This window comes from Vibrio sp. 10N.261.51.A3 (assembly GCF_041471965.1).
Taxonomy (GTDB): Bacteria; Pseudomonadota; Gammaproteobacteria; order Enterobacterales; family Vibrionaceae; genus Vibrio; species Vibrio crassostreae_C.
In genome coordinates this window covers 69,453-93,814 of sequence record NZ_JBFRPK010000098.1, presented here as the reverse complement: position 1 = coordinate 93,814, position 24,362 = coordinate 69,453, and the positions used below count along the sequence as shown (strand labels likewise).

The 24,362-nt window shown below is 42.7% G+C and carries 25 protein-coding genes and 1 riboswitch; of the genes, 12 read left to right on the top strand and 13 right to left on the bottom strand.

Annotation, left to right across the window (positions count from 1 at the left end; genetic code table 11):
- Positions 1–524 precede the first annotated feature (524 nt).
- On the bottom strand, positions 525–1,049 hold the full coding sequence (locus tag AB4371_RS20630; protein ID WP_065584102.1) for a DUF3087 family protein: 525 nt from the start codon (positions 1,047–1,049) through the stop codon (positions 525–527).
- Positions 1,050–1,305: 256 nt separating this feature from the next.
- Here AB4371_RS20630 and trmY point away from each other — a divergent pair, with 256 nt between their 5' ends.
- On the top strand, positions 1,306–1,905 hold the full coding sequence (trmY, locus tag AB4371_RS20625; RefSeq protein ID WP_017061702.1) for a tRNA (pseudouridine(54)-N(1))-methyltransferase TrmY: 600 nt from the start codon (positions 1,306–1,308) through the stop codon (positions 1,903–1,905).
- A gap of 100 nt (positions 1,906–2,005) precedes the next feature.
- On the opposite strand, the gene AB4371_RS20620 is transcribed toward trmY, so the two are convergent.
- Entirely contained in the window at positions 2,006–3,106 is a 1,101-nt protein-coding gene (locus tag AB4371_RS20620; RefSeq protein ID WP_372150595.1) for a permease, read from the bottom strand.
- A gap of 233 nt (positions 3,107–3,339) precedes the next feature.
- On the opposite strand from AB4371_RS20620, the gene AB4371_RS20615 reads away from it, so the two are divergent.
- Positions 3,340–3,636 carry a helix-turn-helix transcriptional regulator gene (locus tag AB4371_RS20615; protein WP_243580031.1) on the top strand — a complete coding sequence of 99 codons (297 nt, stop codon included), beginning with the start codon at positions 3,340–3,342 and terminating at the stop codon, positions 3,634–3,636.
- On the top strand, positions 3,620–4,204 hold the full coding sequence (gene sigZ / locus AB4371_RS20610) for an RNA polymerase sigma factor SigZ (RefSeq protein ID WP_017061700.1): 585 nt from the start codon (positions 3,620–3,622) through the stop codon (positions 4,202–4,204). The genes AB4371_RS20615 and sigZ overlap by 17 nt, the downstream gene beginning before the upstream one ends.
- Positions 4,205–4,324: 120 nt before the next feature.
- On the opposite strand, the gene AB4371_RS20605 is transcribed toward sigZ, so the two are convergent.
- Positions 4,325–4,939, bottom strand: coding sequence for a YitT family protein (locus AB4371_RS20605; RefSeq protein ID WP_017065874.1), 615 nt, complete (start codon positions 4,937–4,939; stop codon positions 4,325–4,327).
- A gap of 396 nt (positions 4,940–5,335) precedes the next feature.
- Here AB4371_RS20605 and AB4371_RS20600 point away from each other — a divergent pair, with 396 nt between their 5' ends.
- The 4 genes from AB4371_RS20600 (at position 5,336) to AB4371_RS20585 (ending at position 8,178) form a co-directional block, all read left to right on the top strand.
- Positions 5,336–5,563: a hypothetical protein gene (locus AB4371_RS20600; RefSeq protein WP_372150596.1), complete on the top strand. Its 228-nt coding sequence runs from the start codon at positions 5,336–5,338 to the stop codon at positions 5,561–5,563.
- A gap of 15 nt (positions 5,564–5,578) precedes the next feature.
- A complete protein-coding gene (locus AB4371_RS20595; protein WP_372150594.1) occupies positions 5,579–6,790 on the top strand; it encodes an MFS transporter in 1,212 nt (403 codons plus the stop codon).
- A gap of 221 nt (positions 6,791–7,011) precedes the next feature.
- Positions 7,012–7,737 (top strand): sulfite exporter TauE/SafE family protein, encoded by a 726-nt coding sequence (locus AB4371_RS20590; RefSeq protein ID WP_170962367.1) that lies wholly within the window; start codon positions 7,012–7,014, stop codon positions 7,735–7,737.
- A 78-nt stretch (positions 7,738–7,815) separates the two neighbouring features.
- Positions 7,816–8,178, top strand: coding sequence for an MmcQ/YjbR family DNA-binding protein (locus AB4371_RS20585; RefSeq protein WP_017061695.1), 363 nt, complete (start codon positions 7,816–7,818; stop codon positions 8,176–8,178).
- A gap of 53 nt (positions 8,179–8,231) precedes the next feature.
- Here the strand turns inward: AB4371_RS20585 and AB4371_RS20580 are convergent, their stop codons facing one another.
- Positions 8,232–8,978 (bottom strand): phosphatase PAP2 family protein, encoded by a 747-nt coding sequence (locus AB4371_RS20580; protein ID WP_102393463.1) that lies wholly within the window; start codon positions 8,976–8,978, stop codon positions 8,232–8,234.
- Positions 8,979–9,364: 386 nt separating this feature from the next.
- Positions 9,365–9,515: riboswitch (FMN riboswitch) on the top strand.
- Positions 9,516–9,863: 348 nt separating this feature from the next.
- On the opposite strand from AB4371_RS20580, the gene ribB reads away from it, so the two are divergent.
- Complete coding sequence (gene ribB / locus AB4371_RS20575) at positions 9,864–10,520, top strand: 3,4-dihydroxy-2-butanone-4-phosphate synthase (RefSeq protein ID WP_017054827.1); 657 nt, start codon at positions 9,864–9,866, stop codon at positions 10,518–10,520.
- A gap of 384 nt (positions 10,521–10,904) precedes the next feature.
- Entirely contained in the window at positions 10,905–11,753 is an 849-nt protein-coding gene (locus tag AB4371_RS20570) for a hypothetical protein (protein ID WP_017064918.1), read from the top strand.
- Between the two features lie 223 nt (positions 11,754–11,976).
- Here AB4371_RS20570 and AB4371_RS20565 read toward each other — a convergent pair whose 3' ends face one another.
- Entirely contained in the window at positions 11,977–12,222 is a 246-nt protein-coding gene (locus AB4371_RS20565; RefSeq protein ID WP_372089935.1) for a hypothetical protein, read from the bottom strand.
- Positions 12,223–12,795: 573 nt separating this feature from the next.
- Here AB4371_RS20565 and AB4371_RS20560 point away from each other — a divergent pair.
- Positions 12,796–13,440 (top strand): hypothetical protein, encoded by a 645-nt coding sequence (locus tag AB4371_RS20560; protein WP_372089937.1) that lies wholly within the window; start codon positions 12,796–12,798, stop codon positions 13,438–13,440.
- Between the two features lie 248 nt (positions 13,441–13,688).
- Here the strand turns inward: AB4371_RS20560 and AB4371_RS20555 are convergent, their stop codons facing one another.
- The 5 genes from AB4371_RS20555 to AB4371_RS20535 all read right to left on the bottom strand — a co-directional run bounded on the left by AB4371_RS20555 (position 13,689) and on the right by AB4371_RS20535 (position 20,409).
- Positions 13,689–14,114 carry a hypothetical protein gene (locus tag AB4371_RS20555; protein ID WP_372089939.1) on the bottom strand — a complete coding sequence of 142 codons (426 nt, stop codon included), beginning with the start codon at positions 14,112–14,114 and terminating at the stop codon, positions 13,689–13,691.
- 2 nt (positions 14,115–14,116) lie between these two features.
- A complete protein-coding gene (locus AB4371_RS20550; protein WP_372089941.1) occupies positions 14,117–16,042 on the bottom strand; it encodes a hypothetical protein in 1,926 nt (641 codons plus the stop codon).
- Positions 16,043–16,044: 2 nt separating this feature from the next.
- On the bottom strand, positions 16,045–17,895 hold the full coding sequence (locus AB4371_RS20545; protein WP_372089942.1) for a hypothetical protein: 1,851 nt from the start codon (positions 17,893–17,895) through the stop codon (positions 16,045–16,047).
- Positions 17,896–18,038: 143 nt separating this feature from the next.
- On the bottom strand, positions 18,039–19,322 hold the full coding sequence (locus AB4371_RS20540) for a hypothetical protein (protein ID WP_372089944.1): 1,284 nt from the start codon (positions 19,320–19,322) through the stop codon (positions 18,039–18,041).
- A gap of 190 nt (positions 19,323–19,512) precedes the next feature.
- Positions 19,513–20,409 (bottom strand): LysR substrate-binding domain-containing protein, encoded by an 897-nt coding sequence (locus AB4371_RS20535; protein ID WP_372150593.1) that lies wholly within the window; start codon positions 20,407–20,409, stop codon positions 19,513–19,515.
- 154 nt (positions 20,410–20,563) lie between these two features.
- On the opposite strand from AB4371_RS20535, the gene AB4371_RS20530 reads away from it, so the two are divergent.
- Positions 20,564–21,202: an NAD(P)-dependent oxidoreductase gene (locus tag AB4371_RS20530; RefSeq protein WP_017067752.1), complete on the top strand. Its 639-nt coding sequence runs from the start codon at positions 20,564–20,566 to the stop codon at positions 21,200–21,202.
- Between the two features lie 77 nt (positions 21,203–21,279).
- Here the strand turns inward: AB4371_RS20530 and AB4371_RS20525 are convergent, their stop codons facing one another.
- Complete coding sequence (locus AB4371_RS20525; protein ID WP_017064919.1) at positions 21,280–21,933, bottom strand: cupin domain-containing protein; 654 nt, start codon at positions 21,931–21,933, stop codon at positions 21,280–21,282.
- Positions 21,934–22,068: 135 nt separating this feature from the next.
- Positions 22,069–22,836 (bottom strand): SDR family NAD(P)-dependent oxidoreductase, encoded by a 768-nt coding sequence (locus AB4371_RS20520; RefSeq protein ID WP_102285119.1) that lies wholly within the window; start codon positions 22,834–22,836, stop codon positions 22,069–22,071.
- Between the two features lie 105 nt (positions 22,837–22,941).
- Here AB4371_RS20520 and AB4371_RS20515 point away from each other — a divergent pair, with 105 nt between their 5' ends.
- On the top strand, positions 22,942–23,280 hold the full coding sequence (locus AB4371_RS20515) for a helix-turn-helix domain-containing protein (RefSeq protein WP_004733017.1): 339 nt from the start codon (positions 22,942–22,944) through the stop codon (positions 23,278–23,280).
- Positions 23,281–23,345: 65 nt separating this feature from the next.
- Here AB4371_RS20515 and AB4371_RS20510 read toward each other — a convergent pair whose 3' ends face one another.
- Entirely contained in the window at positions 23,346–24,251 is a 906-nt protein-coding gene (locus AB4371_RS20510) for a LysR family transcriptional regulator (RefSeq protein ID WP_280543512.1), read from the bottom strand.
- Positions 24,252–24,362: the final 111 nt, after the last annotated feature.

Sequence of the window (24,362 nt, the reverse complement as noted above, 5' to 3'; positions counted from 1 at the left end):
ACCGAAGTAAACATGTAATTCTAAAGCTATTACCCCTCTCTTCTTAAATAAATAGGAACAGAATGGTAATGAATTGACTGTGCCGAATAACCAAAGTTATTCGTATTGGTCACTCAGCTCATTGAAATCAATTTTGTTACCGAAGTAACTGCCATTCCTAAGAATGACGTTTTGATATTCATCAACGAGTGCCCACACAGATTGATAGGTTTAAATTGTTAAAGAGCTTTGCTTATCGAAACTTTCTTTTTACAAAGAAACCCTTGAAAGCGGACGTGAATTCTAGCTATTTAATCTTAAGTGTCAAACACTTTTTAAAATTAATTTGTTTCGAACTTTCCGTCTTACTGATTACCGCTGAAGCCTTGTGGCGTCTGCCGTGTCAGTGAGGCGGCATTATAGAGATCATCGTAAACATGGCAACCCCTTTTTTGATAAAAATTCAAAAAAGTTGCTTAAGTGTCTACTTTTACGTCAAAAGCGTCTTTCACAGGTCAAAGCTCATACAATAATGGGTGTATTACTTAAAACTTTGCGATTAGATCTTTCGAAAAAGCCTCTATATCTAGCTCAATGCTCCATTTCTCACTCACTTCTAGGATGTTATCTAGCGATTGCTGAACTGTTTTTATCGTCAATGTGTTGTTGTCTAGGTCGTATACCTGTTTTTGCGTGGTGTAATAGAAATAAAGGATGGTCAGCGCGTCTCGGTCGCCTTGCTCAGCTTTGGGTTGAATACGCTTGAGCTTACGATAGATTTGATTATGGATTTGTTTAAGGTTCCATACATAAAGCGCTTCTTTGAAGTAATCATGCCCTTTCACACGGCTCGCGATAAATGCATTCAATGCGACTGATAAGATCACACCTAATACGTTCAAGTGGAAATTACCTGTCGATTCGCCTGCGATTGATTGCCCTGAACCGAATAGCTCGATCAGTATGGTTCCGAATACAATGGCGAACACTGCGAGTGACCCAACCAACGAAACCAACAGCAGGTTCATCTTCTTTCTATATTCTTCTTTATTGATCTTCTGTAACTTCATCGACTACTTCCTTATGTAAGTCACCTAATAATTTGCGCATACTATCTACGTAAACATTGGGTCGCTTCAACCCTTACCATCTTGTAATGTGGTCATTCTCTATTTAATACGCAGAGTTCTTCTGGTTGGCGCTATACGCAACTCTATTTGACTTCATTAATAGAAAAGAGTTACATACCGCCTCAATTTTGGTTATTCATCAATTCATGTTGATAAAGCCCGTTTCGCTTTATCACATACTGACAAGGTACATTCCATGCGTTCATTTGTATTACGCGCTCGCGCAGCCCCTACAGAGAGCAAACTTATCTTAGAAGGTGTTGGGCAAGATGCTCATACTGAGATTCTGGCTCATACTCTGATGAACACGATCTTCGTTGCTCAATCTCACCGTGAGAATGTCACCGTACACCTTGTATTAGAAAGTACTAAAGACTTTTCACGTACGATCACTTTCGATTCAAATGAGATCACCAACATTGGTGGCTTTCATGAATCGGCATTGTTATCAGCGGTAGTAAGAGCGGTTGATGCTTCTCAAGGTATGACCAAAGAGCAGACTCGTCAGGTTGAACCAGGAATCGTCGTTCGCACTATGAGCTTTGAAAAACTAGTCAAAGAACTGGCTGAAGACCACCAGCTATACATGATGGATAAGAAAGGTGACTTTATCCGTGATGCAGAGATTGCTGAAAACCCATGTTTCCTTCTTACTGATCACATCCCTATGCCGAAGAAAAGCTACAACAGCTTAAAGCGCTTAGGGACAGAAAAAATCAGCTTAGGCCCGAACATGCTGTTTGCTTCTCAGTGCGTTGTATTGATCAATAATGAGCTGGATATTCGCGGTTTCTAGCCCCCGGACTGATAAGCTAAACAAAAAAGAGCTCAACTAAGTGAGCTCTTTTATTATCTATCTCTTGGTATCGAGGGTGTTATCTCATAATCAAGCCTGATTAACCAAAGATGAAGCTGTATAGGAAGCCTGCACCCATCGCCATGCTTAGGATAACGAATAGGAATGCTGCAATCATTTGGTTATTGAAGATTGATTTAAGCAGGATAACTTCCGTCAAACTTGCACCTGCACTACCAATGATCAATGCCATTACTGAACCCAACGCCATACCTTTCTGTACTAGAGCTGCACTTAATGGGATTACCGCTTCAGCACGAATGTACAGTGGAATACCAATCACGGCAGCTACTGGAATCGCATACCACATACCTTCACCAGCGTACTGTGCAATTAGGTCTGTAGGAATGAAGCCGTAGATGAATGAACCAATCGCGATACCCATCATTAGGTAAGGGAAAACTTGTTTGAAGTCTTTCCAAGTTGAGAACCAAATTCTCATCCAACGACTAGGTTCTTTCTTCTCTACGATTTCAGCTGTTGCGCTTCCATCCGCTGAACAGCATGAAACCGTTACTTGTGGCTCTTCTTTTTTAGAATCGCAGCAAGATGTCTCTTTCGCCATTACGGGTGCAGGTTCGCCACATGCACTTGTACCACATGAAGATTCTGCTTTAACCGGTGCTGCTTTCTTAGGAGCAGAGTCACCACAGCTAGTGCCACAGCTTGAAGCTGAACCTGTTGATTCATACGCTTCAGGTTTTACGTAACGCTCAAAGCCAAGCTTCTCAAGTGCGTAACCAGCCACTACAGACACCGTCATTGCTACAAGGAAGTAGAACACAGCAACTTGCCAACCGAAGGTAATCACAAACAAACCAATGATCACTGGGTTCAATAGTGGGCTACCAAATAGGAACACCATCATTGGACCGAAACCCGCTCTTGCACGCAGCAATCCTTTTAAGAAAGGAATGGTCGAACATGAACAGAAAGGTGTAATTGCACCCAGTAGTGCTGCTACTACATAACCCTTACCATTACGTGAGCTCAGGATAGATTGAATCTTTTCTGGTGTAAGGAACTCTTGAAGAATCCCAACAATGTAGCTGATCGCTAAGAAAAGGATAATTAGCTCTACTGCTAAGAAAGCGAACATATCAAGTGCGTCTTTCAGCATTGTTAACATTTCATTGCTCATAATTAACTCTAAACTGGATTGAAGGTCGGGCTCTATGAGAAAAGTAACCAACCCTTAATTTCGAATATTCTCGAATTATAGAAATAAACAGCTCCAGAACAAGCATTATTTCGATAAAAATCGAAATGATTTTCGAAAACACAGTTTTTCAATAACTTACACAGACACCGTTTTTAAATTTGAATTCGACATACATTTCGACTAACATCGAAATTAAATCTTGAGGAGTTAATATGAACTTAGAAGTCGTTGCGAAAGCACTTAAAGAGTTGGGGCACCCTATTCGCCTAACCATTTATAAGAGTGTCGTTAAAGCTGGCTACCAAGGCATTGCAGTTGGCGGCCTACAAGAAGAGCTAGGCATTCCCGGTTCTACCTTGTCTCACCACATATCAAGCTTGGCGTCTGCGGGCCTAATCAGCCAAAGACGAGAAGGAAGAACTCTATTCTGCGTGGCGGAGTATGAGTGCCTAGAAGATGTGATTGATTTCTTACAAGATGAATGTTGCGTAAATGAACAGTGCAACTAATGCACCTTTGAAGCTCGAACAAGTCTGGGCCGAGTATCAGCAAGCATTAAAGTCATTCCTGCATTCAAAGGTCAACAACTCTGCGGATGTAGACGACTTGCTCCAAGATATCTTGATTAAGACCTATCAGAACTTAGATAAGGTACAAGATGCTAGCAGTGTTAAGGCTTGGCTGTTCCAGTTAGCCAACAACACCATTATCGACTTCTACCGTAAGCATGCACGCCAACAACGTGATAGCCAAATTGATGCTGAAGATCTGTGGTTTACCGATTTAGACCACGACTCTGAATTTAAGCAGAAACTTTCATTGTGTATTGAACCTTTTATTCAGGCATTGCCAGAACAAAGTTCATCGCTACTGCTTGCGGTCGACATCAAAGGCCAAAGCCAAAAAGAGATCGCAGAAGCGCAGAACGTCAGCTATTCAACGGTTAAATCCCGCGTGCAAAAAAGCCGTGCTGATCTTAAGAACCTGTTTGAAGAGTGTTGTAACTTGTCCCTTGATCAACAAGGCAATGTGATTGATTGCGAGCTTAAGCCGAACGCCAGCTGCGGCAAGTGTTAATCGTTACATCGAATCCGTTATTTCAATAGAACAAAGCCAGCAATTAATGCTGGCTTTGTTGTTTTCATAATCTGCAAATCACTCTTTACTTAAGCAAATCTAGAGCTTGAGCGAACCGAACTATGCTGCTTCCGCTTTTACCACAGGTTGATAGCGCCCCGGTTTATGATTCATTGCTAGAATCAAGTTGGTGACTATCGCACCAAGCACAGACAGAAGAACCAATGACACATCAACAATGAACAGAGAAAGCACAACAATCGTGCAGTCTAATGCCATCTGAACCTTACCTGCTCGAATTCCAAAACGTTCTTGTAAGAACAACGCCAGAATGTTGAAGCCACCTAAGCTCATCTTGTGACGGAAAATCACCAGCATGCCGGTACCAATCAAGCCACCACCAAGTAAAGCTGCATACAATGCATGAATTTCGGCAATTTGAATCACGTGATACAAGTGATCCACGGCGAACGAAACAATCGAAACCGCGATAAACGTATTGATTGTGAAGCGCCAGCCCATACGAGCAACCGACAAAATATAGAAAGGTAAGTTAAGTGCGAAGAATACTTGGCCAAAGCTCAAATCTGTTACTTTGGTAATGAAGATCGCTAGACCAGCCGTGCCCCCGGTGAGCAAACCGACTTGGTTGAAAAAGATAACGCCGAGTGAAACCAATGCGCTACCTAAGATCAGTGCCAGTAAGTTTTCGCGAAGATTATGATCTTTATCCATGTGAATGACTCTCCCTGAATCTTTTAACATCGCGTTTCAGTAGTCTTGAAACGATTTATGCCCAAATTTACGATGTTTGACAGATAAGTCGAGTGAACGAGCAATGTTGCTTAGTGATTAGTTTGTATATTAGTTTTTACAGCTTTGTGAAACTTTAAATTAAACAGCTAGTTATAAGCCTTAATTTAGACTTTCATTCTTAATTAGATACTTGTTTCTATTAACTAACGAGCTTCAAGTTTTCTTATTTATTGAGCGCGTTTTATACCAATTCCAATCAAGCGACAATCTATGCATAAAACGCATAGACTACATCACAAATGGTCATTTGATACATACCCGACTCATCACTATGATGCGCGACTTCTTACAACATTGAGCGCATGTCAACACCGTATGTTTTCACAATCTCTTTTTGCCCAACTTGCCAGAATGACGTTATTCCTCGTCATTAGTTTGGTTATTGTGCATCACAGTCAGCCATTGATTGATATCTTGGCTCAGCATGCCGTAAGCAGTGGTTGCCACCAGCAGTCAGGGCATGATCATTCTGGGCACGAGCATCACCATGAGATGACTGACCAACACATGTCAGCGCAAGACCACTCACATCACCACCATTAATTTAAGAGTATTAGAATGAGCATTTTCCGTTTTCCTTTACTGGTATGGCTAGGGATAGGCACACTTATTATCAGTCTAGGGATCAGACAATCATTCGGCATTTTCATGATGCCAATTTCAGAGCATTTCGGCACGGGTCGAGAGTTTTTCAGCTTCTCTATTGCTCTACAAAACTTATTGTTCGGTGTGTTCCAACCTTTTGTTGGTATGGCCGCTGACAAATGGGGAGCAAGACGCATCATTATTGCTGGCGCATGTGCTTACGGTTTGGGTTTACTTCTTACCTCAATTTCTACCGAATCGAGCATGCTTTACGTTTCGTTAGGCGCACTGGTTGGTCTTGGCTTGAGTGCGACAAGTTACGTGATCGTGCTTGGCGCAGTAGCGAAAGTTGTACCAGCAGAGCACGCGGCTAAGGCGTTTGGCTTAACCACGGCTGCAGGTTCATTTGGTATGTTCGCGGTAATTCCGGGCGCACAATACATGCTGAATGAATTTGACTGGCAGAGTGCGATGCAAGTGTTTGGCGTACTGTGTTGTTTGATGATCTCTTTTGCGCTGTTCATGCGAGCGCCTAAAGCAGCCTCAAACAAACAAGCGCAAGCTGAAGAGAACCAAACACTCAAAGAATCGTTGTCTGAAGCGTTTGCTCACAAAGGTTACTGGTTGATTCACGCGGGCTTCTTCGTGTGCGGTTTCCACGTAATGTTTATCGCAACGCACTTACCGAGCTATTTAGCAGATAAAGACCTACCCGCGAGCAGCGCTGCGATGGCACTGGCTTACGTTGGCATCTTCAACATCTTTGGGTCTTACTTCTGGGGTGTAATGGGCGACAAGTTCAGCAAACGCCACGTTATGTCTGCACTGTACTTAGTGCGTACTGTGGTTATCGGTGCGTTTGTGACTCTGCCTGTGACTGAATCAACCGCGGCTATCTTCGGTGCGGCCATTGGATTCTGTTGGTTGGGTACAGTTCCGCTAACGTCTGGTTTAGTTCGTCAGATCTTCGGTGCCCGTTACCTATCAACGTTGTACGGCTTGGTATTCTTTACTCACCAAGTGGGTAGCTTCTTAGGCGCTTGGGTGGGTGGTCGTATTTACGATTACTACGGTTCTTACGAGCCAATCTGGTGGTCAACGGTGGTGCTGGCATTTGCAGCAGCACTTATCCATTTACCAATCAATGACAAGCCCATTGAGCGACTGAAATTGGCAATGGCTTAACGTTTTATGCTGACTCCCCCACTAGCGTAAACAAGTCGTTCCAATAAAGCGAGTGAGTATTGAAAGGAAGCATCCTGAGATACTCACTCGCTTTTTTGTTGGTCGTTATAGTAGAAATTATAACTAGCGAAACTGGCATAAAGCTCACTGAATAATAAGACTATTATTTTAGTTTTCATTTATAGTATCCACCCGCTCCTTTAAAACTAATCCGCAGGCTTATGGAATACATAGATCAGACTGTCCTTATCGCAATGACACTCATTTTTGTCGGCTCGTTTGTGCAAACCGCAATCGGCTTTGGTTTGGCCATTGTTGCAGCCCCACTGCTGTTTTTGGTCTCTCCAGATTATGTGCCTGCGCCTATCTGTTTGATCGGTCTGTTTATCTCGTTATTCAACGCTTTTAAACATAGAGCAAATATCTCTATTGGCGGATTAAAAATCGCATTGCTGGGCCGTATTCCTGGGTCACTGGCAGGTGGTGCTTTGTTGGTGATGGTTTCAACGAGCGTGTTATCACTATGGTTGGGCTTATTGGTAGTATTTGCCGTGATTGTTAGCCTACTGCCCTTTAGACTCGAACCAACCCCAACTAAGATGGGTATTGCAGGGTTCTTCTCTGGGTTCTTTGGCACCAGTTCTGGTATTGGTGGTCCACCGATGGCACTGCTACTCCAACACCAAGATGCCAATCAGCTTCGTGGTAACCTTTCTGCGTTTTTCGTGTTTAGTTCGATCATTTCGTTGGTTGTACAGATCCCAATTGGCTTCTTCACGCTACACCACTTGATCATCACTATACCTTTGCTGCCTGCTGCTTGGTTGGGTTACAAAGTGGCGTTAATGACGACACAAAGCATCCCTAAAGAGAAGATACGCATTGGTTCATTACTGCTATGTTCTCTCAGTGGCTTTACGGCAATCTGGCAGGGTTTAGCTGGCTAGTTATTGGCGATAAAGACAAGAAGAAGAAAGACATCTTAGAAAACCAACACAAACACCCAGTAGATAAAAGGACGCTCTATGACTTACGACGAATTCAACGCATTCTGCGAGTCACTGCCTGCAACCAGTTATGTGATGCAGTGGAATAACTCGCACGTTTGGAAAGTGGGTGGCAAGGTGTTTGCGATTGGTGGTTGGGGACCGAAAGATGAGCCTGCGTTTATCTTCAAGGCGTCCGATCAGAATTTCGACTTTCTCAAAGAAGAGCCGGGCTATAAACCCGCACCCTACTTTGCTTCACGCGGTATGAAATGGATTCAGCTGTTTGAAAGCACGCCACAAAGGGATGAGGAGCTGAGATACTATCTCATTGAGTCACACCGAATTGTGTCCTTAGGTCTAACCAAAAAGAAGCAAGCAGAGCTAGGGCTCAATCAGTAGCGTTTATTACGTACTGCTAATCTGAGCCCTTCTTTTGCAGTGAGGACGGATCCCTAAGAAGTCTGTTTCAAAAATGCAGGTAAATAGCGTTCTATTTTTTGCTCTGAGATAAGCGGCACCAATAAATAGATCAAACCCGCAAAGGCAATAGATCCGGCTAAGTCTTCTGGTCGATGCATGCCAAGCCAAACACGGCTATAGGCGACACCACCAGTCCAAACCAGTAAACCGCCGACTAGATAAAAGCGTTTCGCCTCTAGGAGAAGACCACCAAAGAACGCCAAACACACACCGACGAAAATCATATGTCCAGATGGGAAAGAGTAGTCAGTTTCACCCAACCAGTGACGCGTTCGCCACTCGCTCACCTTATCTTCTACTGACTCAATGGCCACGTTCTTTTCTTCTAGTGGCAGTTCATAAAACAGCTCCGGCATATCAACCACTTCTTGGGTAACTAAGTACTCAGTATATGGGCGTGGACTCTCCGTTTTTGATTTAAGGAATGTCTTTGCTGCAAAGCTTAACACCAATAAAATACCAAGCTGCAAACAAAGGCTCACTAGCTTTGCTTTTGAGAACTTTAATGTCAGCACCAACAAAGAGAGAATCGCGAGTGTGATTAGGAACCCTTGATTACCCGCTGAATAAGTCACGAATGTCATCACAGCACCATAGAAAGGCAAAACAGCACTTCCAAGGTCGAAGTCAGATCCAAAGATCAAAAAGGGTATGAGGGAATACAAACTTAGAACGAGCAGTAATAAGCCTTTGGATTTGTTAGAGAACAGAGAAGTCATGGCTAAGATCTTTTAGATAAAGTGGTCGGATGCTATCGCAGCTTAGCATCGTCAATATCAATTTTATGTCAAAACGGTCAGTCAGCCGTCATGGTGTAACAATATTCGATTAATGGACCTCTTGAGTATTGATTCGGTGAACAGCCACGCCAGCACCAATAATGTTCAACATCCATTTATGTTCATAGAGATAGCAAAAACCACTGAAACCAGACGAGACAAAGGCATCATCCCATTAACAGACTACCGGACGCGTTCTGCTGATAAAGTGAACACTTACCGGATTATAAGGCCAGAATCTTAAAAACTTTGCTGTCAGTCCTTTAAATCCACTATTGAAAGGATTACCATCTGGTCTGCTTTCAAAAGCAAAACAGATTATTAATTTTTATTCTCAGGGCGGGGCGAAATTCCCCACCGGCGGTATGTCCTTAGCAAAATCTAAAGATAAGCCCGCGAGCGCTCGATTCGTCGAGGTCAGCAGATCTGGTGAGATGCCAGAGCCGACGGTTATAGTCCGGATGAGAGAGAATGAAAACACACTCGTTTAAGTTGGAAAGGCGCACTTATCTATTGGGTTGATGCCTCCAACTCAGACGGGTGCATTTCGTTTTGGATAAAACCATAATGAGCTAATACCAATCACAGTAAATAAATGATCAGAGATAGCGCAGGAAAAACGCTTGAGAACAAGGCAAAATTTTTCGATAAGTAGTTATTCTACAGTCAAAAATTTTAACGCCGTTATCAAGAGTTTTAACCAGCTAGAATGACCAGTTGTTTACTACGATTGGTACAAATCGACTTGTAATGAGTTGGCTTTGTCGTGCTCGGTTGAGATCCCTCATACAGCCCTGATTCTGGTGATATTTTAGGAGTTTAACCATGAATCAGTCTTCACTACTTGCCGAATTTGGCGAACCAATCACTCGCGTTGAAAACGCACTGCAAGCTCTACGCGAAGGTCGTGGCGTACTTCTACTTGACGATGAAGATCGTGAGAACGAAGGCGACATCATCTACTCAGTAGAACACCTGACGAATGCTCAAATGGCGCTTATGATCCGCGAATGCAGCGGCATTGTGTGTCTGTGTCTAACTGACGAGCAAGCGAACCAACTTGAACTTCCACCTATGGTTGTTGATAACAACAGCGCAAACCAAACTGCGTTTACCGTCACTATCGAAGCGAAAGTTGGTGTAACAACAGGTGTTTCTGCCGCTGACCGTGTAACAACGATCAAGACAGCTGCAAATCCAACAGCTAAGCCTACTGACCTTGCTCGCCCTGGCCACGTATTCCCATTGCGTGCTCGTAAAGGTGGTGTACTTGCTCGTCGCGGCCACACAGAAGGTACAGTAGATCTTATGCAAATGGCTGGTCTTCAATCTGCCGGTGTACTTTGTGAAGTAACCAATCCGGATGGTACGATGGCAAAAGCGCCAGAGATCGTTGCTTTCGGCAAACTACACAACATGCCAGTACTGACCATTGAAGACATGGTGATGTACCGCACTGAGTTCGACCTTAAGCTTGCATAACGTTTAGCCCTCAATGCTAAACACTTAGTCGTTAAGTCAACTACACTGCGAAGTGAACATTGAAAGGCCTCACTCTTACTGCTTTTAGAGTTAAAGCATATAGGGTGAGGCCTTTTTAATTTCCGTAGCTTGAAACGAGCCTGAAATGGATCGCCAAAGTGTCTCTACTTACCGAAACCTCCCCAACCTATCGTTAGAAAAGCGTAACCTCTCAAAAAATCCTGCAAAATATGAGAAACATTCACTCGAATGGTGAAGTCATGCACCATGATTGATCATCCATAATTTGAGAAAAATCATAAATCAATGAAATATAACACTTATTTATTTTGGCATGGTGTCTGCACTACCACTAAGTAGGTATACAAATATTAGGAGTTGAATATGTTTGTAGTTATTTCAGTGGGTTTATCCCTATTAGTACTTGCAGCCCTGTTTCATTTCTCAAGGAAGAGACAAACAGCGCTATCACACAGGTTTGAAACCTTAGTTCTGCTTAGAGAGTTATTGTTGTTATCACGCAAACACCGCGCGGCAACGCATTACGCTCTGGCGTATAAATTGTCTAGCGACTCGATTCGTAAAGTGAACGAGATTTACGACAACATACTTGAGGTATCTGAGCTGCTTCAATCCCATGTGTCGTTTGACAGCCGCCCTATGTATCGCATCTATCACCTCAAGCTCATCGCTATGCACAGCGACTGGCAAAACCGTAGCTTGGTGCGTAACCAATCGATTCATGGCAAAACAATTCGCCATAGCATGTTCTTGATGGATGAAGTAATGATCATCTGGCTAATTCAGTCTGAGCGTGAAGACATGAGCCGTGAGTACCACATGAATTGGCAACAGATCTTAGATTGCATGGAGATCCTGACCAAATTACGAATGTGTATCCCTGATATGGAGAAGCCTGAGGAGTACGCGAGATTCAAATTCTACGCCTCTCAGACACACAGAAAACTCAACCAGTTATCGATTATCTGCCCTCTTAGTAGTGGGTCACCGGTTTGTACGCGAGCGATGCATGCACTCTCAGAGATCGCATCAAGTAACGAAGCGACCCAACCGGCAGATAGCATGTACGAATTAACCAGTGATATCTCTAGCGTCGTGTCGCAAGTTTACGACCAAGTATTATCCGACATTACGAGAAGCTTGTATCAGCCTTTACCAGACGTAAACGAAAAGGTAATAAATACCCGATTATCCGTACATCATTACATGTAAAGACTTCGTGAGAGGAGAGCGTGCTGGAACTCTGAATTATTGAGTTCAAATCTAACTATCCAAGACTTTCTGGACTAAAATCTGAAACTTTATACTTTCAACAACTTATATAGCACCCTGACTTTCCAGATAATTTCCAGAAAAACTGGATATCTCATATTAAAAGGCACTGATTCAGGGTGTTTTCCAGAAAACAATGCCGATTGTTTATAGCAGATGTCCCTTAAGCTAAACCACTCATCTCTACACTCACAGACAAAAAGCCAACCTTTCTAGCAACCCCAATAGCAGCATCAGTTGTCTTGAATCCACGTAAAGTCTCTGAACGCTGAAGTGTTACATAGTATTGATCAGACTTCTTCTGGCCTACAAACATTAGGTTCCAGTTGTCCCCAAACACCTCTGGCACCACAACAGCCTTAGTCAATTCACCCGCAGCAAATCTAATCTCCAAATCACGTTGTTCCAAAACTTATTCTCCATAGACTCTAACAATAGGTCAATATATAGCAACGTTTAAAATCTAATTCTAAACGATAAAAAGTCAATTCCAAACAAAGGATACCCTTTGATTGAAAACTGATTAATAACGTTTGAATTTGGCTTTTAAACAATAATCCTAGATCTACTCCTTTTATGCAACCCTTACAATAAAAGCCCTAAACACGATTATCTTTAGGGCTTTAAGTGGAGTGTCACGCTTGTTGAAATCTTACGGGTCTACAACAACTATATAATGACCGATTCCAAGAAGTTAAAAAACAAAGGTAGTAATAGAAAACCTTTAACTCCTGCACAAAAATTGGGGTTAGCAGATAGATCGCACTCTATCCAAGACATTTTGAGCTTTAGTGCATTTAAGGAGTTTAAAGCAAACACCTTGATTTAAGTTTGTTGCTTGAATGCTGTATAATACAGTTTATTAATGAGTATTGAGAGCCAGTGGATTAGGACGATCTCATATGTTTATATGACATTATCAATCATAAGCATAAGTCATATTCAATAGTTTCGAGGCAGATTTTAGTAGATGGATATTTTTATGGCATTTTTTGATATCTCTGAACCAATAGCTAGCAAAGTAAACGCTGTAGCTAATTGGGTTACCATAATTGGTGCTGCTCTGGTGCTTGTCGGAACCATTATGGTTGTCTGGTCAGGCGGAATTAAAGAACAATATTCAAATGAAAAGATCCAACAAAATAAAACGATAGCAGAGGTAGCTGGCGCAGATGCTGCAAAAGCTAATGCAGAAGCCGAAAAAGCCAAAGAACACGCTGCATTTCTATCTCGAAAAGCAGAAGAAGCTAAACTGGAGCAAGAGCGCTTAAAAGCTCAATTAGCATGGCGTAGGCTATCAGAAGAACAGTCTAAAATTTTACACACCCATCTATCTAACAACCTAAAAGCGGATGTATGGGTATCATTTGTAAAAAATGATCCTGAATCTACGTTATATCGAGAGGAGATAAATTCCGTCTTCGTTTCTTCTGGTGTCAAAACAAAGTATTTTTCGGGGTATGAGATGGCCGTTGGTCTCAACATTATTGGGCCACCAAGCGAAGATAAAGCTCTACTTATCAAGGCTTTTAAAGATGCAGGGTTACAATTCGAAGTAAAACAAACGAATGGTTTCTCTGACGGTCAGTTACAAGTTCTTGTAGGTAGTAAGCCTCCCGTATTTTGATAGGTATAGTTAAAGATTGTATTTTATGAAAAATACCATTGTTGCTCTGACTTTGTTGTGGGTGCTAGGTTTACGGTTAATACATCTGCCAAAATTTAGAGCAACCATCATAATTCATTGATAGTAAAGGTAATTTCAACATCACCCTACAGTTTAAATAGAAATTCAAAAAAGTAAGTGCTTGATTTTATTGATTAAACAAAGGGGGCTAAGTGACTTCTAGATCCCCCATAACTTATCAGCCTACCCTAATTAGGCTTGTTAAATGGCAAGACATTATTTGAGTGCTCGTATGCATCAACGATAAACTTAGGATCATCACAGCACTGAAACAAATTATACGTTAGCTCAGTTTGAGCAACCAATAATGCTGCCTTTTCAAACTTTAACTCGGCATTTGACTTAGTAAGTCTCACATTCTTAGTTGCCGTGGTTAATGCCGACTTGGTTGGCAACTTTACCTCTTTACGCTTAGGGGCAACACGCGCTTTTGCTTCCTTAATTCTCTCAATTAAGTCTGGGTAGTGGTATGCAGACCCATCCCCCATCCCTGCTTCAATTTCTACATTCTTGATGTTCAATCTTGCATTTGAAGGGAGAACTACCACATTGCCACTCAATAATCTCTCTAATGCAGACTCCAGTAGCTCCAAACCAGATTTCTTAACTTGCATAATCAACCCTTATACTCTTCAAATTCAACTCCAAAGGTTCGCATGACATGTTCCGCAGCTTTAATCTGACTCATGAAGTGAGAGTAAGAAACGGGCGAAATTGACCCACAATCACTTGCGAACTCAAGATGCGAAGTACAACGCTCGTGTAGTTTTATCCATTTATCCTTCAGCTCTTCTGGTATCAGTGTATGGTCACACTCCGATGCACAGAACGCCGCATTTACACTGCCATCTTGGTCGCAACGGTAGCCATTAGTGCAATATGTAAGTCCTGAGTAGTTTAACTGGATATCCCCACGTTCTATCAAGGCTTTAATGGATGAACGTGTACTGTAGATCTCTGGAACTTTGCCACTTTCTTTAAGCTTTGATATTTTCGCTGAGAAACCACCCATAAGCACCTTATCAGTGTTATAAGCATCAAAAAGTACATCTGCTGACATGTCGTTCTGAATCTCATTTACCAAGGTGTTAAGCTTAGTATCAACACGTAGCTCTTCATTCCTCGTTATCCGAGCGTAATTCGCATACCACTCGGTCATTTGCAGTGAGATATGCTTAAACTGCCGCTTTATAGCGGGTAGTGTTGCCAAATCAAAACGTAAAGCTAGTACAGCAAATGAGCGTCTCCATTGATGTGGAGTTAGATTCCACTCCATTCCAACATACGCATCATTTTGTCGATCTCTATTAAGAGTGCAGAACTCTTTGTAGTCAGCTTCGCTAAGGCAAACGCCTTTAACCAAATTTTCCACATGCCTTTCTTTTATACTGTATGCGGTTTTAACACTCAGTTTACGAATACTCGAAAAAGTAACATACAGAGAGCGAGTGTTCAGGTTCATTATTGCCTTAATCTTACCGATAAACTTAATAATCCCATCACACATCTCAGAGCACACCCATTCATCGACAATATCTTCTGAATCTGACAACTTAGAGGTCTCCGCTGTCAAGGTGTGATAAACATCTTCACCTTCCGTGTAAGTTTGGAACGAACCATCATGAAGCCTAGCTAATTCATGGATTCTCATGCCAGTAAATGCCAGCAGCAATTGGTATGATGCGTTCAAAACCCTGTTGAGCCAACCACAGACGTTAATGGGATTATAGTCACCGTCAATGTAAGGTGACAAAGCGCTATTAAGTAGACAGCTTTCCGTAATGACCTGTCCACGAGGCTTCATGTAGTAGTTTACATCAGCCGTGACATTAGCTTCTCCTTTCACTCGGATTGCTTCTTCTCGACGCGACTTAGCCTTATCAAAGTGAGATCCATACTGCTGTGCTAGCATCTCAATCTCATCTAATGAATCTTTACCAGCCTTGTAAAGCTCCAACGCATTACCCAGAATAGTTGTAGCGATACCTAACGGGATGGCGAGCGTCTGTTTCTTTTCAAGACGTCCTGATGAGCAATATTTCTCGGTTAGAGCTGTCATGTTGAATTTTGGCAACTCACAAAGCCCCTCTCTGTGAGCAGAAAACGCCATCACATTAAAGGTTGAAAGCAATTCAGAGAGAGATGAATATGCATACTTACCATTAACGTGCTCTAAGTATTTCATTAATGCCGAGCGAGTGAACATATCTTTTGGTTCTATATCAGGTGGCATACAACCAATAATCGCCCTGACCCTTATAACAGCATTAAGGAAAGACACCTCCTTAACCATGCGTTTCTCTGCATCATCTGATCTGTACGTCCTTATAATTAAATGCCTGATCAGAAATGGTATGTTCGCCACTAAAATCCTCGTAACCCTTACTTCGTCTAGAACTTTCTGATGACTTATCCATTTATCATCTTTTAATCTGCTCAAGCCATCCCCATGTAAATCAAAGGTGGTGAACAACTCAAGATCTAAGCTAGATTGAAAATCAGCTCTTACGCTGGCAACGTCAAATGCTCGATTACTGGTCATGATTAATCCTCGTCCCAGTATGGGTGCAATCCATCATCAATTAATTTCTCTCTGGCTAACGTAAGAGTTTCCTCGGAAAATCTTCCTATGATAATATCTATCTTTTCAATCACTTCACTAAAGTTGTTTGCGAAATGCTCCCTATCAATGCTAAATATCTTCCCCTCAAGCAATTTTTCCTTGAATGACAAGAAGTTCCAAATATCATCGATAGAATCCACAATTGCAGCACTAGGGCAGTCAAAACAAGCTAATAAATCAGAACAAGCCAACACTCCAAAATTGCTTCTTTCAGCCTTCTTACTGAATGCGCTAACTGTTGTAGGCTTTGTGCAGACAGTACCCATTGGAGTGTTTGATTGAACATCTAGAATTGGTATCAATGAAGCCTTATACAATCTATCTTTGACCTCTGATGCTGTTACATCTTCTTCGATCGATAAGGCAACGGATTGAATAGCAGCAGCAACACCACCTAACGAAACTTTATGCTCCACAGGAGAGCCTTCAGAATAGTTTTTCATTACAACAGCAGGACTACTCCCTGAACGTTTGATCGCTGCAACAGTCCCACCTTTGCTGTGCTCAAGTGATATCTCAGTTTCGCGTATTCTCTGTGTTGTTAGTGTTTTTAAGCCTTCGATTTCCCCAGTTATAAAGCCAACTATACATGGGTTCTTAGCGTAAAAAGCGGATTGATTGTCCTTGGTGACTCTAAAGAGAAGATTGTCTATAGGGATATCAAATAATTCGTGAACCTCTAGTAGATTCTGAATAACTCGGTATCCCGTTTTTTTTATTTTCAACTCTTCTGGGCTTGAGCTGTTCAGACTAGGCAAATCCATAGATAAGTTCTTGTATATGCCACGATTCTTTTGGGCTTTGAGATGAACCCACTCACCATGCTCATTATCGAACTCTACGTCACTGGTGCGAATATTGGTTAAAGTTGTGTCAGTCCATGCTGAGTAACGCGCTATAAGGTAATACGCAGTCGTATTTAATAGATTTATAGCAGCTCTTCTTGAAGAGAACCTGAGGTTTGAGTTACCCCCTACGTATTCATATGCCGACGTACTTGGTGATTTAATATATTGATAAGCTCTTCCGTGCAGTCTAAATAGAAGTCTCACTAACTTCTTATACCTTACGTCATCATACCCATTCACAGGAACACTAGAGACGCTTGGGAGCTTATTTACTGCTACTGACATGGCGTGTGGCAGACTAACCTCAGCAGCTTCGAAAGTTTTCAACAACCTTCTAGCTTTAGGCTTTGACTTAGAACTACCCTTAGCCTTCGCATCCACAGCTTTGTGAAGATTAGAAATGTAGTTAGCTAAATTGCCAGCATCGAAAAAATGACTGCTACATGTCTTTGCATAGTTCCTGATTGTACTAATGTACGCCAATAAGGTGTCACCAGATAACTCATCATATAAAGCTTTGATAGCCGTGAATAAAAGTCCAGCATCTTTCAGATGAGAGACATCATTACTCATATCAATTGTCTTGAAGCCAGCAGAACGAGTATTAATTCCTATGTAATGAGTTCCATCAGCAGCCCACATTACGCCTTCCTTGACGGATTGCGGCTTCTTATTGTTAAACATTGACTCAATTGGCGTTTGCGAAGCGTCATATTTAATACCCAAACGTTCAAACATCGACTTAACCGTACCAGTCACCTTATGATGCTTATCATGTAATATATACGCACTGACGGCTTCACCAGTCATTGGATTTTGGTAATCGTTGTTTTCGCACCAAACAAAGTATTTCTTCAGATTAAAGAAAGCAGTTTTCTTGCCAGCATTATGTCTAGCATCTACATGAGAGAATATTTCGGTCATGTATTGAGATCTGTGACTACACACAGCAGATTGGTCGAACTCATTGGGTACACCGAAGCAGACCAGCCTTCTAGTGTCAATTTCCGTTATTGGTCGCCCCTTATAGGGCGTGAAAGTAATTTTAAATTGGTTCTGGATCATGTTTAGTCTTTCAAAATCTCTTGTGTGTACAACTCTAATTCCATTGCAGACTCTCTTTTCACTTCTTGACTTTCAATGATGCTCATATACCTAAAAGTATCCTTATCCAACTTATGACCAAGTATGCTTTTCACCTCATTGAATACCGCTGAAAACTTCATGCCTCTATCAAGTAATCGAGTCCCGTATTCAGTAGCAAAAGTCGCCCTTAAGTCGTGGTACTTGTGATTAAAGTCAACACCATGCTCTTGAAGAAGCTGTTGCCTAAGCTCGCTCATCCTCTTTGTAAGTTCATCTGAACGGAAAGGTGTTCCTCGGTTATTCAAAAACAACCTTGGATTATCCACTGCAAACTTTTTACCTAAGGCAAGTCGCTTATCTGAGGTTGCGTAGTCGCATAGGCGCTCATAAAGAGCGAACGGTATTTCAACTATACGTCTAACGCCGTTTTTAGTCTTAGTACCTTCGTTGCCACCCACTGAAACCACGACAGTCTCCCGAGCGCTAAGATTTGCATTAGCGAAATCACCAGTGAAAAATGAGTAAGGAAGCGTCAGCGCTTCATTCTCACGCAACCCCATCAACAGTGAAACCTGAGATGCTAACACCATATGAGGCTTTCCAAGAATTGCCAGCCCAAGCTTGAATTGCTCGCGACCAAGCGCATTTATTGGCTTCAGCTCTCTGCCGCCATTTTTCTTGAAGGAGTCAGAGATACCACGTAACTTTTGTGGCAACTTCATATCACTCGTCGCAGCATAAAACCTTTTCTTACCTGAAGCAGTGTGCTTTTCAACTCTTCGAGTATCTGTGACGAATGGTTGGTTGATATCGCTTATATCCAACACTCTTTCGTGGAAAGCCCATAAGTAAAATCTCTTCACAGCCCCTAGCCATTGATTTCCTGTATCAAAGGAATAATCGCCATTTTTCACCTTATCCATAACATGCCTCTTGAATGCATATGTCGGACGCTGAAGTTTTGATCGAGGAAATACGTTCCAACAACAACCGTTATCCTTCAAGAATTGAAAGTATGCTTTCAATCCCTTGGTTGTTGTCAGATTGTTCTCATGCATGAACGCTGGATCGGCAATCAAATCAATAAGAAATAGATTTACTGGAGTTATGGCGAGTCCCGTCTCTGAATCGTAAAGTATGTTGGATTTGATGGTTCGACAGCTAGTATCAAAATTAACAGAAGAAGTTATGTTGTTTGATTCATCTCGGCTTAGAACTGGAGTACCATCGACTCGTAGTTCAACCTCTAAATATTTTATACTCACTGCATGTCCCTAAAACAATTGAAGAATAATGATATCATCACTCCAGATTACAGGAAAGATAATAGGTTAGGAGGGTTAGAGGGATATAAGAAGTTAGGAGAGTTACAAATCCGATATCACCATTGATATCGGATTTTTGTATTTATGAGCTTTTAAAATTCTATCGCTATGTATCATTGCCTATGAAGTTTCAAACATCGCCAGATTTGATATCGCTAGACCAAGCTTCTGCGGCAAAATCAATGAACTGACGAACAACCGGCAGCTGATAACTACGAGACAAATACACCGCCCACAGCACACTACTCGGTGAAACAAACTCATCCAATATTCGTATCAATTTGCCATTCGCAATCAGTGGGTTGGCTAAGTCACAAGGTAAACGAACTACCCCTTTCCCGTGCTGTGCGGCACGAGTTAGCACTCCAACATCATTAGCCTTGATAGTGCCAGACACCTCAACCGAATAGTGTTGATTGTCCTTAACAAAATCCCACTTAGAAACATTCAAGTGACGAAAACAATTGTGTTTTCGAAGCGCCTCGACCGTTTCAGGTTCACCATGTTTGTCCAAGTAGGCTTGCGAGGCACACACCACTGAATCAATAACCATTAGCTTTCGTGCAATCAAGCTATCGTCAGGTTGATCGGTATAACGAAGTGCAATATCGATCCTCTCATCCACCAGCTGAGTAAAGCGGTCTGAGGCAAACAGTTCGACCGTGATATTAGGGTGGCGCTCGGTGAACTGCTCGACCACATCCAACAACATAAGCTGAGTTAACCCGATGGGGGCTGCAATTCGAATGGTTCCAGAAAGATCATCGGTTTGATTGAGTGACGTAATTTCTAACTCAGCGGTCTCATGGAGGATTTTCTCACAGCGCTGCAGAGCGATTTCCCCTGCCGCCGTCAAGCTCACCTTTCGAGTCGTCCTATGTAATAGCCTCTGCTTCAGCCACCCTTCTATCTCTTGAACATGACGTGAAACCTGCAACCGACTCATGTCCAAATGCTCAGCTGCTTGGGTGAAGCTGGCACAATTCGCAACTTCGACAAAGCTACGCATTGCCGTCAACCTATCCATCACACTTTCCCTTATCCACTGAATAAAACCTATTAGCTAGCTACATAGATACAATCTACATCATTTTATGATATTTATTGCAACCTAGTGAGCTATTAGACTGCAATGGCTGTCGAGAAACAGACTCAATAAATTAGATAATTGGAGAGACATTATGAAAATTGCAGTATTAGGTGCATCAGGTTGGATTGGTAGTCACATCGCTCAAGAAGCTCAAGATCGCGGACACGAAGTCGTTGCTGTTGTAAGAGATGCAAGCCGTGTAGAGATTAGCGATGTTGAGGTTCGTTCATTTGATTTACAAGATGAAGCCGCAAGTCTAGCAAACGCACTATCCGGCGTTGATGCAGTCATTACTTCGATTGGCGGACGTGCTCTGGGTAATCACGACATCGTAAAAAACACTGCGACTAAATTGCTGGCAACATTACCGAGCATCGGTATCGATCGCCTACTTTGGGTTGGCGGAGCTGGCTCATTAGAAGTAGCGCCAAACGTACCGCTAGTGACTGTTCCTGACTTCCCTGCGGATTACAAAAACGAAGCGCTAGCACAGGGCGAAGCTCTTGAAGTGTTCAAGCAATCTAATAGCGAAGTTAACTGGACGTTCGTTAGCCCTGCCGCAGAAATATTCCCGGGCGAGAAACTATCGACCTACCGCACTGGTGGCGATCAACTGCTCACCGACGAAGATGGTAACAGCAAAATTTCAGTCAGCGATTACGCTATTGCGATGATTGATGAACTCGAAGCTGGCAAATTCCCACGCCAACGTATTGGTGTTGCGTACTAGTCAGCTCATATATAAAAACTAAAAAAAGCCGCTTGTTCAAAACAATGCGGCTTTCTCATCTTTTACTGAGCATTCCTTTAATCCAATGGCAGATGCCCTGTTTTCACTAGGATAACCGTCTCTTCTTCCACATAAGGAAAATGCTCACTCATGTGTGGGCTGCGCATCCATGTGTGTTTTGGATACTCACCATGTTCGTCTTTAAAGGTGCCAGAAAGTACAAATATCTCTTCACCGCCAAAGTGGCGATGCGGCTGAAAACGTTCGCCAACCGGCCACTTCACTAACGCGACATGCTCGTGTTCGAACTCATGCAGTGGCATCACTTGTAAGCCGCCAATACCCTGAAGCCATTCTGTTTCCAAAGTATTAATACGAACTTGAGTTAAGTCTCTCGCGTCAAACTGGTTGAGCTTAACCAAGATCGTACAGCCATTTTTGCTGGATGGGGAATGCGCGCTGCCCGGCGGATTACGGATATAAGTGCCCGCTGGGAAATCTCCGGTTTCATCAGAGAACACACCCTCTAATACGAAGATCTCTTCACCTTGCGGATGTGGGTGCTCAGAAAACGAAGAGTCAGGATCGTACTTCACCACGCTGGTCGTGTGGCCCGATTCTTTCTCTTCTCTTTCAAGTGGCTTACGCCAAACCCCTTTAGCAGGGCTTGCGACCCAATCTAATGTCTCGGTTTCTATAACCAGTCTCTTTGAAAAGTCCATATTGAACATAATGGCGACCTTACTCTTGTTATCGTTTTAATTATTCTTATTATCTTTCTAGCTTTTATTCTACGCGAATACTCATCAAGGAGGCCATCTTGCTGCTATTTTGCCTGCGCGACAGCCACCTAAAAAGAATCCTAATTAATTGCGGCCAGCAATCACACCGCCATCAACATCCCAGATTGCCCCCGTTACCCAATCAGCACTGTCTGACAGTAAGAAAGAGATGCTATTAGCGATATCTTTCGGTAAACCGACTCGACCAATCGGATGGAACGCGTTGAAGCCTTCTAACGCTTGATCCACTTCTTCCGGCTTAATGAAAGATTCGTAAATCGGTGTTTTAACCACAGCCGGGGAAACCGCATTCACACGAATGTTATGCTCAGCCAGTTCCATTGCCATGTGTTGTGTTAATGCGTGCAGGCCAGCTTTAGCCATTGAATAAGCAGAAGATGGCGTCGCTTTGATTGCTTGCTTGCCCCACATAGAACCAACGTTAACCACACTGCCACCGCCATTCTTGATCATCAATTTACTTATCGCTTGAGTAATGAAGAAGGTTGCCTTATTAAGCTGCATGTATTGCTCGTAATCCGATTCTTGGTGCTCAATAAACGCTTTAGGGTTGAAGTAACCCGCCGCATTAACAAGGTAACCAATACCTTCATCTAACGACTCAAGGTGTTCGATAAGGCGAGACACACTCGCATCATCATAAAGGTTAGCTTGCCAACCAGAAGCGTGGCCTAGTGATTGAAGCTCTGACACCGCTTTGTCTAACTTAGTTGGGTTATTGCCGACAACCAACACATGGATGTTTTGAGCGACTAATTGCTTCGCTGTTTCAAAGCCCATACCGCTCGTGCCACCGATTACTACTGCAATACCATTTTTAGTGAAGTTCATTTTGTTATCTCCTAAGTCATGTGAACGTGGTAATCTTAGGCCTTGAACTAACACTATGAATAGTAAGTACAAATCGGTTAGGTAGGTACTTATTGGTACATCTTTATGAAAAATCAGGAAAACTTTTTTTCAAGAAAATCGGCACCAGAGCGCTCAGCTCGCATGGTAGAAACCATCTACGGCTGTAAATGGTCGCTAACGGTTTACCAATTACTGGCAAATGGCATTAATCGCCCTGGTGAAATGGTGCGCTCGGTCGAAGGGTTATCGACCAAGGTATTGAATGAATGCTTGAAGCGAAATGTGGAGTTTGGGATTTTAGATAAGCAGATGTTCAACGAACTGCCACCAAGAGTTGAATACCAAGTGACGCCGTTCGGCGAGAAGTTCTTGTTGATTCTAGACCAGCTGGAAAACCTACAAAACGAAATCGACGAGATGTAAGCCCAAGCCAGTCCAACTATTGCCAAAAGAAGGAGGGAGGAAGGAAGGTAGGCAGCACGCGCCATTTAGCTGACTGGCATTTGCTCAAAACGGCCTTTCACAAAATCAATAAAGGTTCGAATTCGGCTCGGTTGATAGCGGTCTCGATGGTAGATCGCTGAAAAATCCACTTTCGGTACCACCCACTCATTAAACACCTGCTCCAGTTGCCCGTCATTGAGTTCTTGTAAGCAATAGATGGTTGGAACACGAATAATCCCGTTGCCCGACTTGGCGCCCTGTACCAACACTCGCCCATTTTTACATTGTAGTCTGCCCGTCACATGAACATCGACTGTTTTCTTGGTGTCATCCAAAGCTTGAAAGCTCCACTTACGCACCGATCCCGTTAAGCAATCATGGTGGATCAGATCTTTAGGATGGTTTGGCTTTCCTTTGCGAGCAAAATACTCAGGGCTCGCGAGTGTTCCCATCTCGATGTCTAATAGCTTTCTTGCGATAAAGCCCGCGTCTTCTAAGCTTCCCATGCGAAAAGCAATATCAAACGCGTCTTCAATCAAGTCGACTCGGTTACTACTGAAATCAAGACTGATGCTGATGTCTGGGTAGAGCTGCATAAACTCATTCACTAGATCCGCAATGATCACCTCACCCAAATAACCGCCGACACAGTTTACTTTTATATCGCCGCGCACCTCTTCGACATCGTCCACCGCAGCAATCAGAGCTTGGTCTATATTATCTAAGGCTTGTTCACATCTCGCGTATAGATCTTGCCCTGCGTGCGTCAGCCTTAAAGTTCGAGTGGTGCGGATAAACAGGGTCACTCCCATCTGCTTTTCTAGACTACTCACTTGGCGTGATACGTGGGAACGAGACACATCTAACTCCTCCGCCGCTTTGGTGAAATTACCTAAACGAGCGATCAGCACGAAGGAGCGAATATCAGACAGATTAATTTGATTGAGCATAGTCGCCAGCTTACTAATGAAGTTATGAGATAGACGCTTTTATTGTTGCACCACAGCAACAGTGTTTCAAGTAAAGCGCTATATATCAACAATGCTATTTTCCTTAATATA